Source organism: Desulfovibrio gilichinskyi, from assembly GCF_900177375.1.
GTDB lineage: Bacteria > Desulfobacterota > Desulfovibrionia > Desulfovibrionales > Desulfovibrionaceae > Maridesulfovibrio > Maridesulfovibrio gilichinskyi.
This window is the reverse complement of sequence record NZ_FWZU01000002.1, coordinates 422,640-435,536: the sequence shown is the minus strand read 5'-3', so window position 1 is coordinate 435,536 and position 12,897 is coordinate 422,640. Positions and strand designations below refer to the sequence as shown.

The 12,897-nt window shown below is 42.9% G+C and carries 11 protein-coding genes; 2 read left to right on the top strand and 9 right to left on the bottom strand.

Features of this window, described 5'->3' with window-relative positions; all coding sequences use genetic code 11:
- Positions 1 to 9: 9 nt before the first annotated feature.
- On the top strand, positions 10 to 387 hold the full coding sequence (locus B9N78_RS06865; RefSeq protein ID WP_085100325.1) for a response regulator: 378 nt from the start codon (positions 10 to 12) through the stop codon (positions 385 to 387).
- Here B9N78_RS06865 and B9N78_RS06860 read toward each other — a convergent pair.
- From B9N78_RS06860 to cbiR, 8 genes are all read right to left on the bottom strand, one after another.
- On the bottom strand, positions 384 to 1,229 hold the full coding sequence (locus B9N78_RS06860) for a CheR family methyltransferase (protein WP_085100322.1): 846 nt from the start codon (positions 1,227 to 1,229) through the stop codon (positions 384 to 386). The two genes, B9N78_RS06865 and B9N78_RS06860, sit on opposite strands and share 4 nt — an antisense overlap.
- 91 nt (positions 1,230 to 1,320) lie before the next feature.
- Positions 1,321 to 2,571, bottom strand: coding sequence for an EAL and HDOD domain-containing protein (locus B9N78_RS06855; RefSeq protein WP_085100319.1), 1,251 nt, complete (start codon positions 2,569 to 2,571; stop codon positions 1,321 to 1,323).
- Positions 2,572 to 2,705: 134 nt separating this feature from the next.
- The gene (gene argC / locus B9N78_RS06850; RefSeq protein ID WP_085100316.1) at positions 2,706 to 3,761 is read right to left on the bottom strand and encodes an N-acetyl-gamma-glutamyl-phosphate reductase; all 1,056 of its coding nucleotides are present in this window, start codon (positions 3,759 to 3,761) and stop codon (positions 2,706 to 2,708) included.
- 106 nt (positions 3,762 to 3,867) lie between these two features.
- Complete coding sequence (locus B9N78_RS06845; protein ID WP_085100313.1) at positions 3,868 to 4,164, bottom strand: DUF1844 domain-containing protein; 297 nt, start codon at positions 4,162 to 4,164, stop codon at positions 3,868 to 3,870.
- Positions 4,165 to 4,177: 13 nt separating this feature from the next.
- Positions 4,178 to 6,865, bottom strand: a complete 2,688-nt coding sequence (gene polA, locus B9N78_RS06840; RefSeq protein WP_085100310.1) for a DNA polymerase I — start codon at positions 6,863 to 6,865, stop codon at positions 4,178 to 4,180.
- Positions 6,866 to 6,911: 46 nt separating this feature from the next.
- The gene (locus B9N78_RS06835) at positions 6,912 to 7,907 is read right to left on the bottom strand and encodes a DHH family phosphoesterase (protein ID WP_085100307.1); all 996 of its coding nucleotides are present in this window, start codon (positions 7,905 to 7,907) and stop codon (positions 6,912 to 6,914) included.
- Positions 7,908 to 7,909: 2 nt separating this feature from the next.
- On the bottom strand, positions 7,910 to 8,416 hold the full coding sequence (locus tag B9N78_RS06830) for a bifunctional adenosylcobinamide kinase/adenosylcobinamide-phosphate guanylyltransferase (RefSeq protein ID WP_085100304.1): 507 nt from the start codon (positions 8,414 to 8,416) through the stop codon (positions 7,910 to 7,912).
- A gap of 104 nt (positions 8,417 to 8,520) precedes the next feature.
- Positions 8,521 to 9,393 (bottom strand): cobamide remodeling phosphodiesterase CbiR, encoded by an 873-nt coding sequence (cbiR, locus tag B9N78_RS06825; RefSeq protein ID WP_245805489.1) that lies wholly within the window; start codon positions 9,391 to 9,393, stop codon positions 8,521 to 8,523.
- Positions 9,394 to 9,444: 51 nt separating this feature from the next.
- On the opposite strand from cbiR, the gene B9N78_RS18135 reads away from it, so the two are divergent.
- Positions 9,445 to 9,591: a hypothetical protein gene (locus tag B9N78_RS18135; protein WP_170921389.1), complete on the top strand. Its 147-nt coding sequence runs from the start codon at positions 9,445 to 9,447 to the stop codon at positions 9,589 to 9,591.
- A 43-nt stretch (positions 9,592 to 9,634) separates the two neighbouring features.
- Here the strand turns inward: B9N78_RS18135 and B9N78_RS06820 are convergent, their stop codons facing one another.
- Entirely contained in the window at positions 9,635 to 12,778 is a 3,144-nt protein-coding gene (locus B9N78_RS06820; protein ID WP_085100301.1) for a UvrD-helicase domain-containing protein, read from the bottom strand.
- Positions 12,779 to 12,897 lie beyond the last annotated feature (119 nt).

The following is a 12,897-nucleotide window of genomic DNA, read 5'->3' as shown; positions in this document are numbered from 1 at the left end:
GAGTGAGATATGCGCATTTTAGTAGTAGATGATGAGCAGATGGTCAGGGAAAATCTGGTAGACTATCTCGAAGATGAAGGAATAGATGTCATATCCGTAGGTAGCGCAGAAGAAGCTTTGAAGCTGATGGAAACTGAAAATGCCGAAGTTGCAATCGTAGACATGCGGCTGCCGGTGATGCACGGCAACGATCTGATTATTAATCTTAAAAAAATACGTCCGGAAATGGATTTCATTATCCATACAGGTTCAGTAGACTACGCAGTTCCGCCCGATGTACGAAACCTTGGGATCTCATCTGATAATGTATTGCTTAAACCTGTAGCGGATATGAATATTTTTATCCAAAAAATAAAATCACTATTTGGAAATAAATATAATATTTAGCGAAAGTTACATTTATTTTTCCGCCGATAAAGAACAGCTACCCCTTTATGTTCAGAAGCGAATTTATCAGTCTGACCGGCTAATGACTCCGTTGCACCTAGGATCAAACACCCATCTTCCGGCAGTACAGAATGTATTTTGTGAACTATATCTAATTTTGTTTTATCATCAAAATATATCAAAACATTTCTGCACAAAACAAAATCGAACTGTCCAAGAATTCTAAAAGATTCAAGTAAATTAAATCTTTTGAAGGTTACTATTGAACTGATCAAAGGGCTGACCTTCCATTGACTGTTGTCCTGACTGAAATACTTTTTATACTTAGCAGGCAGTCCTCGCGATAACTCAAGATTACTGAACAAACCTTCCTTGGCTTTCTCAATTATTTTTTCAGAGATATCTGTTGCTAATATTGAGAAATCATCATGCTTCACGGTATTAAACGGTGTAGATTCGAGCAGATCATGAATAACCATGGAGAGTGTGTAAGGTTCCTGCCCAGTAGACGCAGCTGCACACCAGATACGAATCTTCTTGTTCTTTTTTTTATTTTTTATCAGGTCAGGTAATATGTTATCACGTATTAAATTAAACGGATGAAGATCTCTGAAAAAACTAGTTTCATGGGTATTAATAGCGGTTATAACTTCGTCGTGTAACAACCCTTTTTTTTTACAAAGAAGATTATAAAACTCAGTCCATGATTTACAGCTGTGTTCGTTAAGAAGATGCTGTAGACGATGCACAATAAGATATTCTTTGCCGTCTCCTATTATCAACCCGCACACGCTGTAAATGTGCTTGCGGAGAAGATCAAATTCAGTACTACTGAGCTCCATACCACCCCCGGCAAATTAAACTGAGCCACCCGCTAAAAATAACAGTATTCTAAATATATTACTGTTTAAAAAGTTCATTTCAGATAAAACTCTAGTGCTTGCTTAGCAAGGTAATTTCATTTGCCCATTGCATAGCGGCCAAATGATTACGAGCAACGGATGCAGGAGATAATTTTTGCGAGAAAATGATTGAGCCGACTGATTCCCATTTTGCTTTTTCAAAAGCTACCACAAGATCAAGCCAAACCGACGCTACGCTTGACTCTCCGCAAAGAGCAGCCATCAACTCTTTCTCAATGGGCAATTCAGCAAGAAGACTTTTCATAGGTTTACCAAGAAGAACATCTAAAAGAGAAAATAATCCAAGTAGAAACATCGAATCAGAAGACATTTTCGGGCCTTCCAATTCAAGGGACAGCAACTCAAGAAATTTTGCTCGCTTTATTGAAAGAAATGCAAGCTCGCTAGATGCAGCCGCGCTGCACATGTCTGACAAAAGAATTACGCGCAACCAGCTTGCCAGCTTCTTATACCCGATCAGCACCACAGCCTGCTGAATAGAACTTACAACATGCGGCAAGCCGAAATAAGGAGAGTTCATAAACCTGAGAAGCCGGTAACTGATTGATACATCGGAATTAATAGCTTTTGAAAGATCGTCCACATTGAATTCAGGACCGCTGATGGAACGCAAAAGCTGCATGCGATTCAAATTATTGGAAGACATTTTCTTGCCCGGCACTATTTCCGGACGACTGAAAAAGAATCCCTGAAACAGGTTAAAACCCAGATTCATGCACAGATCAAACATTTCGGTATCTTCAACCTTTTCAGCAAGAAGAGTCTTTCGATATTTTTTTAAATCTGCGACGAGCTTCTTTAATTCTTCAACTGAAAGCTCTAGACAATCAACTTTAATGATGTCTGCAATCTCAACAAAAGGCTCAAACCCCTCCTGCCCGATATAATCGTCCAAGGCTATTGTATAGCCTTGTTTTTTTAACAAGCTAAGGGCGTCAAGGACCTCTGGGTCCGGATCTACTGTTTCTAAAATTTCGACAACACAAATCTCAGGAGGAAGTAAATCTGCGGCATTTTCAAGAAGCATATTGTAAGGGAAATTTACTAAAAGTCTTTGCCCCTTGGAAATATCTTCCTGAATCAAACCGAAGCCGTCAGCTATGACCTGCGAGGTAGCTGCATCAGCATCTCCAACTTCAGCAATTGCACTGAATTCTGAATTGCGAAATAAAAGTTCATATCCCCAGACAGCACGCTCTCGTGTAAATACCGGCTGTCTAGCTACAAAAAAAGAATCCAGAAACAATTCTGAGTCACTCATCTATAGATCCTGTTGTTACCCCATCCGCTTAATTTTTAAATTCTACGTTAGTTCATTTTTAACGTACCTTAAGGATGAACATGTATCAACACTCAAAACAATGAGTTTAATAGAAATTTTAAAAAAAATAACACCTATGGCATGAGAGGAGCCAGATTCAGTCCATGTCCTTCGGCTAGCCCCATCATCAGGTTTGCATTTGCCACGGCCTGACCTGATGCGCCTCTGCAAACGTTGTCGATAGCAGTCACAATTATCAGTCGGCCTGTTCTCGGATCAACAACTAAACCGACATCGCAGAACATCGTACCGCGCACCCAGCGAGTCTCCGGAAGCATACCTTCAGGAAGAACCCTGATCCATTTTTCAGAACCGTAAGCTTTCTCGTACACAGTTCTAACATCCTCAGCGGTAACATTTGCACGAAGTTTTGTATAAATAGTCGACAAAATTCCGCGATTAATCGGAAGAAGATGAGTATTAAAAGAAACGGTAATGTTCTCATCAGCGACAACTGAAAGCTCCTGTTCAATCTCCGGAGTATGCCTGTGCTTTCCAAGACCGTAAGCCTTGAAGGAGTCAGAAACTTCACAAAACAATGATCCGACAACTGCTTTTCTTCCTGCCCCGGTTGCACCGGATTTAGAATCAATAACAATATCTGTTGTATCAATAAGTTTCTGCGAAAGAGCAGGAGTTAATCCGATAATCGAAGAAGTTGGATAACATCCGGGATTAGCGACTAATGAAGCAGTTTTGATCTGGTCGCGATAAAATTCAGGTAAACCGTATACTGCTTTCGGCAATAAGTCTTCACGGGTGTGATCAACTTTATACCATTCTTCGTATGTCGCGCGATCTCTGATCCTGAAGTCAGCACTTAAGTCAACGACTTTTACGCCCTTGTCATAAAGCTTTCCGCCGATATCCATGGCTGTTTTGTGAGGAACGGCAAGAAAGACAAGTTTGCATGATTTCGCCAGATCATCGACATCAGGAGCTGTAATAGCAAGTTCACCAAGCTCAAGCCCTGTCATAAAGGGATAGATTTCTGAAAGTTTTTTTCCGGCTTCTGCGCGGGAAGTCACACGTACAAGATTCATAGCATCGTGCCCGCTTAAAATACGGGCTAATTCCATTCCTGTGTATCCTGTAACTCCGACCAATCCGACAGGTATTCCGGTACTCATCTCAATCCTTCCTTTAAATTAAATAAAACAGACCGTGACCGCAAAAAATGCAGGCAGGAACAAATAATAATTATACTGACAACTTCTATATCAAAACCATTGCCGGCTATTTAGTTTTGGAAACGTACTTCATGCGAAGATTATACAACAGATCGCAAAGAAGTTTTTCTTCCTCAGGGGTTGCACCATTTTTAACTTTATCCTGCAATATTGCCAGGAGATCGATAGAATGTTTTGCAAGAACCGGAGAAAACCCGACTGAGCCGGTTGAAGGATCAGCAACTTCGCCAAGGTGCACCAGAGCAGATGAGCTAAGAGACATTACGAATGTAGAAAAATTTACCTCAGGCAGAGGCATATCTTTAGAAAAACATGATCCACACTTACATTTATCATCAGACATAACATAACTCCTTTTAATGAGCCTGCGCCCAATTCTTTCCTAACCCCAAATCAACTTTCAATGGAACTGCCAGAGAAGTAACAAGCTGCATATCCTCCTGCAACAAGCTGCCGATCTCTTCAATCGATTCCTCCGGTCCTTCTACAAGCAGTTCATCGTGTATCTGTAAAATAAGTCTGCCGCCTAAATGTGCAATAGCTGAATTGTCTGCAACTTTGATCATTGCCATTTTAATAATATCTGCGGCACTCCCCTGAATAACGGTATTAATGGCCTGTCTGCGAGCCTGAGATATAACCTGAGGATTGGTCGAGTGTAGTTCCGGCAGAAGTCGTCTACGGCCGGAAAGAGTTGTTACGTACCCTTTATCACGTCCCTGCTCGACTACAGAATCATAAAAATCTCTGAGCACTCCAAGTTTTTCAAAATATTTAGCAATAAAATCTTTAGCTTCATTCAACGAAATTCCAAGCTCGCGTGACAACTTCTGCGGCCCCATTCCGTAAATCAACCCGAAGTTAATTGTCTTGGCATTACTCCGCTCTTCTCTGGTAATTTCTGAAGTTTCTTTATCAAAAAGCAAAGCAGCTGTGCGTGAGTGAATATCTTCATCATTTTCAAATGCGGAGATCAAAGTAGGATCACCGGAAAAATGAGCCAGAACTCTAAGTTCGACTTGAGAATAATCCGCTGCTGCCAAACGCAATCCACTGCCGGCAGTAAAGCAAGCCCTCATGCGTTTGCCCATATCCCCGCGGATGGGAATATTCTGCAAATTAGGCCCGGAACTTGAAAGGCGGCCTGTAGCAGTTGCAAGCTGATTGAAATTCGTATGAATCCTACCATCGGGACCGACAAGTTTAGGAAGCGGTTCAAGATAAGTGGATCTGAGCTTTTCCATTTTTCTGTACTCTAAAATATCGGTGATTATTTCGTGCTGTCCCACCAATTTTTCGAGCACGGCGTTAGCTGTCGAAAGCGCGCCTTTATCCGTTTTACCACTCGGCTTAAGACCCAGCTTCTCAAAAAGGATATTACTCATCTGCTGGCTGGAGCGGATATTAAAATCCTCTTCAGCGGTTTCATGGATAACCTTGGTAAGCTCCTGAATGCGATTGCTGACCTCTTTTAGAAATTCCGCAAACGACGTTAAATCAATCGAAATTCCAGCCTCTTCCATATCTGCAAGGACGGGAATCAGCGGGATTTCGAGTTCACTGACAAGAGTAGCCAGCCCTGCCGATTCAATCCGCGGAGCAAGAACATGCATTAAAGCAAGAGCAGCCATACCCTGTGCATCAGGATGGACTTCATCTACTGCGTCGGGAAGTTCGTCTCCGGCAAAAAGCATAGATCTAAGTCTGTCCCACTGATAATTGCGGTCTTCAGGATTAAGCAGATAAGCCGATAAACTCAGGTCAAACCAGCGCGAAAGAGAAATTTTACGCCATGCTGAATCAGATCTGAAAATAGATTTAACATCTGCGGTTGCTATTCTCTTTGCAGTTTGGAGTTTTTTCGCAAGATCTGCCGCGGCAACCCTGCAAAGCCACTCGTCACCGTCAACTCCGACATAAAAGTCTTTACCGTCACGCACAAGTCCAACATCTTTACCGGAAAAATCTGGTAAATCGGAAACAGACTGAATTTTCTTAAATTCAAGCTTACTTGCAACCGGAGCAGGAGCGGCGTCACCGAACAGGGAAAACTGGTTGGAATTTGCTTTCTTCGCTTTGGCAGCAGGTGCAGATTTAATTGTCTCTTTCTCTGACCCCATGCTGGAAAGATCTTTAGCAGGAGATGAACCATTACTATCTGGAAATGCTCCGTTCACATCTCTGATCATTGAGCGGAATTCATATTCATTAAGATATGCTATAACATCAGCCTTTTCGACCTGAGAAATTTTGAGATCAGCAAGTTCGAGATTGCTGCAACTGTTTGTTCTAAGACGTGTCAGCTGTCTATAGGTAAAAATAGTATCTAAATAACCGTCCATTTTTTTCTTAATGTTCGGCTGGAGAAATTTAAAATTATCGCGGATTTCTTCAAGTGTAGGATATTTAGCCATGAGCTTGGAAGCCGTCACCTTGCCTATTCCGGGCACTCCCGGGATATTATCGGCCGAGTCACCTATTAAAGCTTGGAAATCCGCCCACTGGTCAGGATTAAGCCCTGTATCTTCTTTAAAATCGGCAAGTGAAGTTATTTTTTCAGCGCGTCCGGCAGGGTCCCACATAAAGACGTTATCATCCAGGCACTGCTTAAGATCTTTATCCGCGCCGAGAATAACAACCGGACGTTCACTCTTAAATCTTGCGGTAAGAGAAGCGATGCAATCGTCTGCTTCTTCGCCTTCGGAAACGATCAAAGGCACACCTAGTGCTCTGACAGCTTCTTTCAACGGCTCAACCTGAACTCTTAAATCGTCAGGCATAGGTGGACGCTGGGCTTTATAATCCCCGAACAGTTCATGTCGGAAATTCTTCCCCTTACCATCAAGCATAAAGACCAGATATTCAGGTTTTTCTTCTTTGAGAACTTTCAGCAGCACCCGCAGTACAATGTATAAAGCGTTGGTAGGGAATCCGTCCGAACGCTTAAGGTCAGGATATGCATGGAACCCGCGGTAAAAAAAAGCGGAACCGTCTATAAGATACAGAGGACTTTTTTCAAAGTTCAATTTTTCGCTGAGTGACATTTATGGCCTTCGGGGATTTGTTCCAGAGGATTATTAAAAAATAGAATTAAATGCGCTTTATGCCCTGACGCTTACCTTTGGTCAGTTTTTTGACTACATATATTTCAGGATCAGCTCCATCAAGAGCTGCAAGAGGAATTTCAGCTCTGGCAGCAGCTTTATGACCGCCGGCGGAGCCTATATCATTAAATAAATTACTAGCTAACTTGCCCATATCTTTGCGTAAAGCGTCACCTCTGAAAATAACGACAAGAGTATCATTATACACGCCGGAAACAACGTCCCACGAAACATCGTGAACGCGCATAAAAAAGTCTGCAAGAATAACCAGAATATCAGGATTCTCAACCTTACCAAGATGAGAATAAAGACCTTTATCAATTCTGCGCAAATTATAAAATGCCCGTGAAAAATACTTGAGCCAGTCAGGATGAATTTCACTGCGCATAATCCGCTTAATGATATCCATATCAGCTGATTTAGTTAAGTATCTAAACGCCTTAATATCTGCATCGATAAAAGGACGCTCAAAACTTTGCGTATCTGTTTTGATACCGTAAACCAGTGCTGTCGCAAGCAATTTTGCAGGACGGATTTTAAGATTATAAAGATATTCAGTCAGCATTGAGCTGTTTGAACCGTATTCAGGGCGAATATCTGTATACTCTGCGCCAGCATAAGGTTCCCCTGCACGCGGATGGTGATCAATAATCACTGAAAATTTAATTTTATCAAAATCAGGATGATGATGCGGCTGGGAGTCTACAATTGCGAATTTATCATACTGAGCAACTAAAGTTGGAATAAGCCTTTGGGCAGGGATTCGCAAATAATGAATCATTGCAAGGTTATCAAGCCGTTTGACTTCATTGATATGAGCAATACCGACAGCTTGGACTTTACGCCCCATGATACGTTTAAGAGCCATAGCAGAAGCTAACGAATCAGGGTCGGCATTAACCACAATCAACCAACGTTCATCTTTTTTAAAAAGAGAAAGTAATTTCTGAAGCTCTTCATCAAATTTTTTAAAATAAGCCATAATTATTTCTTCAGGGTCAGAGGCAACCCGGCTGCCACAAGATAAGCCTCATCGGCAATTGCAGCGATTCTACGGTTAAGTCCTCCGAGCCCTCTCACAAACTCACGGACTTCGCGTGACATTGCCAACGGGCCGAGACCCACTTCGCAAGACACCAAAATAAGATCCGGCCCCTTCCATTCAGATAAAAGCCGGACAACCTCCCCGACAATCTGTTCCCCGTTCGCAAGCTCGCTACAGGAGAACAACCAGAAATCTAAACTGTCCACCAGCAGATGTTCGTAATCTTTTCTAGCCTTAACAAGAACCTGATGCAAGTCCGTTCCCGCTTCAAAAACCGGAATAGATGGATCCCGTTCTTTCCTATGCACCATAATCTGTTCACGAAAGGCCATATCCCGGGCTTTTCCGGTAGCAATAAAGCACTTGGTTCCGGAATATTTTGAGAAGATTTCAAGCGCGTAATCGGATTTACCCGATTTATTGCCCCCAAGTATAAATGTAATCAAAAAGCATCCTCACACTATTAAATGAATCTCGAACAGATTCAACTCAGCATACTCTATTTATACCATCAACTGCAACCACAAGGCGACATTATATGACGGCCTACTTAACACTTTACGCAGTATCTACAAGCTAAGTATTGCAAAGAATTAAAAAAACCTTCCTGCTCAAAGACTTCAACCGTAACAGTTCCGCCCTTGATAAAATTTTCAAAAAAACAATCGAGCAGCTTAACACCCTGTTTATCCAGTTTTTCAAGACTTTCGTGCCGACCGCCCATTCCCGGCGCATTAAGATGGAGCATCTTTACCAAATCCCAAATACCTTCTGTATCCAATAATTTTTGCTGGCTGTATGCCTGCATATGACCTAGATCCAGACAGACTTTAAAGCCGCAATCCCGGATAACTTTGATATTATTTTCAAGGCTGTTTTCTTTTATGTTTTCAATAAAAACGGTTTCAGGATCAATAGCTGTTTCACGCAATTTTTCAGCTAAATCGGACAGAAGATGACCAGCTTGCGGTCCGGCTTTCGGAGGATGCAGAATATGCGCGGCAGGATTTAAATGGGCCGCCTTATTTGAAAGAACATTCATTATTTGAGCGATCTTATCGGCTCCCTCATGCCACGGAAGATCCAAGGGATGATGAATATGAAAAGATAGTCCTGTTTCCGCCAGATCAGCAGGCAGATCCTCTTCAGTATATGCAAGACTTCCTGCTGTTTCAAAAAACAGCAGACCTACCTCGTGAACCCGTCCTTTAAGATATCTGCAATTTTCAGCAACAGTTCCCGGAATAACCCACGACGGGGCCGCGATAACATAAGGAAAATCATTACTGCCGAAGATGTCAAGAACACTAAGTCCATCAGTAAAAATGGATTTTTTTTCCTGTTCACAACCTTCCGCCCTTAGATTTGAGCGAGTAGTTGCTCCGCAAGAGCATAAGCTAAAAACATTTTTAGTGTCAGGCATAATTTTTGCTAGGTATTAGCCGTAATCCATTTATTACGCAGGGAGACTGAAATGAAACGCTGTAGAATGTTTTTTCAACATTACCTCAACCCGCTGCATATATTTTGCAGACTGCGTGAAGTCGGGCTTAGTGCCATCGTAGCAAGAAGAATGTCAACCGTTTATGAAAAACTGCTTTATCGCATGTTTCTGTTATAAAATTCTTACAGGCAATATACGATGAAAAAGAAGAAACTACAGCCTACATGTCCAAAAGGCTTATCTTTTTTTCTTTCTGCATCACCTTGGCAATCATTGCTGACTTCTTCACCAGATTTTCAGGGATGTTCTTCAAAAACCTTGAGATCGGCAACCGCAGAGTCCTTCCATAAAGCGGCCGCATCACAGCATGCGAAAGATATAAGTTTTTCTTAGCTCTGGTCATACCCACATATAAAAGCCTGCGCTCTTCTTCCACATCTTCAATACCCGTCCCTGCCCCGCCGGAGAAATTACCGGTCAGCACATCAATACCGACAAAAGGAACTATTCCGTCATCAAGACCTGCTAAAAACACAGCCTCAAACTCAAGACCTTTAGCTGCATGCATGGACATTATGCGCACTTTTTCAGCTTTATTGCGGACTTGGTCAAGATCATTTTGCATATGAATCCAGTTGATAAGCCCAGTCCATCCTCCGTATTCGTCAAATCCTTTGACCATTTTTCTAAACGGTGCACTTTCCCAGAACAACTGATCAAACGGCGGCATCTCACTGAGATAGGCGGAAAGCCCAAGCGGTCCACGCGCGATAATCTTCTCCGGGACTTCAGGAGCTTCATCGTCAGATGATTCCGCAAATCCGAGCATTCTGCGGGCAGCACCGAGCAAAATTTCTACTCGCGGATCATGCCAGAACATTTCCGTTTCAGGCACACTGCAAGGAATTCCCTGCCTCCTGAGCATACTTTCAATCGGGCCCATTAGAGCTTTAAAACGGACAAGTATCGCTATATCCCCGGGACTGAGTGTACCGTGCCCGAAGGAATCACCAAGGCTGTGACTTGTCGCACCTAGTAGATGCTTTATGCGGTCAGCAATCCATGACGCCTCGCGAACACCGTCCGGAGCGGAAAAAAGATGCAGATCGGCTTCATAATTTTTATGAGCAATCAGCATTGGAGGATTTTCAAGTACTGACGCTGAAACATCCAGCACAGCCTGCGCTGAACGATAATTATCTTCAAGAGTTATCTCGATAAGATCAGGCCAATACGTTTTGAATTTTTGTGCTATGTTACCTGCCGCGCCTCGAAAACCATAAATCGACTGATCAGGATCACCTATGGCGAAAAGACCTTCTCCGCCGCCTTCACTTTTATTTTTATCATCAGCATCGGCGAGTCTGTGAATAATTTCGAGTTGCAAAGGTGAAAGATCCTGAACTTCATCCACCAGAAAATGAGTAAATGTCCTGATATATTTTCCGCAACTGAGATCGCCCAGCCAAAACTCAAGCAGATCGGTATAGTCAACCAGACTGTATTGATCTTTCTGAGTGGAATAATTTGAATTATATTTTTTCAGTTCATCGGATAACGGTTCAAGAGTTTCACGGCGCAAACATAAATTGTCCCATGCTGCTTTAAGGCGCAATCCTGTTAGTTCAGGGTTCGCTCTGGCAAACACCCTGCGGGCAGTCTCTTCATTAAGGATGATAGGAGAAAGTTCAAACATTGAAGCCCAGTAATCAAAAGCAAGAGCATGGATTGTGTCAGCACGCGGAAGGACTTCATCTTCACCGAGCATAGATTTCATACGCTCATTCATTCCCTGCGCGGCTTTACGTGTAAAGGTCAGAGCCAGAATACGCCGTGCGCGAGTTCCGCGTTCAAGCAGATACGCTATGCGCCCCATCAGAGTTTGAGTTTTTCCTGTTCCCGGTCCGGCGATAACAAGAACCGGCCCAGGCCCGGCTTCAATCGCACTTTTCTGGGCAGCATTAAATTTTATAACATTTGAGTCTTCAACTGGTGACTCGACCTGCTCACTGGCCTTAACAACATCAGTGTAACATTTACCGTCATCAAGATTGCAAATTTTTTTGGGCACATCTACAAGTCTTACGCCGTTTAAGATTTCATCACGCTCATGTGCGGAATAAACGGAAATGGTTCCATACTGTCCGTCAAAACCGGGGTTGCGTATAACCTGCCCTTCACGCATCCTTCTGATGCCTTCTGCAAGATGCACATTATGGTGCTTCAAATCTTCCAGCGGAATTTGCTGTAAAACTGAAAATTCAGAACCGAACTCCTTAATTAAAGGAGAGTACACACTCAGCACTTTTTTGGATTTAGGACCGGCCCCGACTACTTCTGAAATTAATTCGCGCAGCGGTACAAGCGAAGAAAATCCCGGTTGTCCCTTCGGCTGAACGGGATTTTCCCGGTCAGCAAGTTCAAGAACTCTGGAATAAACACCGATGGTCAGAGGTTTTCCGCAAACGGGACAAATCCCCCCCCGCATCTTTGATTCGTGCGGATCTAGCATAACTCCGCAATTACGATGCCCGTCCATGTGATATTTTCCTTCTTCAGGAAAAAATTCAATAGTCCCCAAGAATTTATGCCCCAGACCTTCTCCGCGCAAAGCGCGATAAATGCCTTCATACGACATATCTCCTCTGAAAATATTGACTTCACGGCCTAAATTTTCACCGGAATGAGCATCTGAATTGGAGATGAGACGATATTTATCAAGGGCGGAGATAAGCCAGTTCATTTCAGGATCAGAAGAAAGCCCTGTTTCCATGGCAAAAATTTCAGGAGAGAGATCTCCGTAACATTCTTCTACACTGTCAAAGCCGGATTTAGAACCGAAAAGGGAAAACCAAGGAGTCCAGATGTGTGCGGGAACAAGGAAAGCGCGGTTGCTGGTTTCGAGAACAATTTCAAGGAGGTCTTTACTGTCTAAGCCTAGAATGGGTCTGCCGTCTGATTTTAAATTGCCGATGGCACCGAGTTTAGCATTAAATTTGTGGACTGATTCAAGATCTGGCATATAAACTAGATTGTGAACTTTTCTGGTTTTACCGAATCGTTTATATATGGAACTGATTTCGGTTTGCAGCATGAAGCGGGTCTGTCCGGCAAGCGGGCCGCTCACCCAGTCAACTTCATTTTCAAGCCCTTGCGGAGAACGAAGTGAAAGCAATCCGGAACCGTCCTCTACAAGCAGTTCTTCTATCTCCTGCAACCATTCAGGATGTGTGAAGTCGCCTGTTCCTATTACATCTATTCCTTTAATCCGTGCCCAAGCTGCAAGCAGACGCGGAGTAAGTCCTTTGCTTGTGGCACGGGAAAATCTGGAATGTATGTGAAGGTCAGCTGTAAATCGTTCCATATTATACCATAATATCCCAATAATTAATAACAATTTCAATGAAAGCGACTCAGAATCTACTACTTCTATAGATTCACAGAGACACTAACCTCTGCAAAGGTGGATTGCAAGACAAGCGC

Bases quoted from the DNA above. Each gene is read 5' to 3' on its own strand.
- B9N78_RS06865 (WP_085100325.1), top strand. From the start codon at position 10: ATGCGCATTTTAGTAGTAGATGATGAGCAGATGGTCAGGGAAAATCTG.
- B9N78_RS06860 (WP_085100322.1), bottom strand. From the start codon at position 1,229: ATGGAGCTCAGTAGTACTGAATTTGATCTTCTCCGCAAGCACATTTAC.
- B9N78_RS18135 (WP_170921389.1), top strand. From the start codon at position 9,445: ATGAAACGCTGTAGAATGTTTTTTCAACATTACCTCAACCCGCTGCAT.
- polA (WP_085100310.1), bottom strand. From the start codon at position 6,865: ATGTCACTCAGCGAAAAATTGAACTTTGAAAAAAGTCCTCTGTATCTT.
- B9N78_RS06855 (WP_085100319.1), bottom strand. From the start codon at position 2,571: ATGAGTGACTCAGAATTGTTTCTGGATTCTTTTTTTGTAGCTAGACAG.
- B9N78_RS06835 (WP_085100307.1), bottom strand. From the start codon at position 7,907: ATGGCTTATTTTAAAAAATTTGATGAAGAGCTTCAGAAATTACTTTCT.
- B9N78_RS06845 (WP_085100313.1), bottom strand. From the start codon at position 4,164: ATGTCTGATGATAAATGTAAGTGTGGATCATGTTTTTCTAAAGATATG.
- cbiR (WP_245805489.1), bottom strand. From the start codon at position 9,393: ATGCCTGACACTAAAAATGTTTTTAGCTTATGCTCTTGCGGAGCAACT.
- argC (WP_085100316.1), bottom strand. From the start codon at position 3,761: ATGAGTACCGGAATACCTGTCGGATTGGTCGGAGTTACAGGATACACA.
- B9N78_RS06820 (WP_085100301.1), bottom strand. From the start codon at position 12,778: ATGGAACGATTTACAGCTGACCTTCACATACATTCCAGATTTTCCCGT.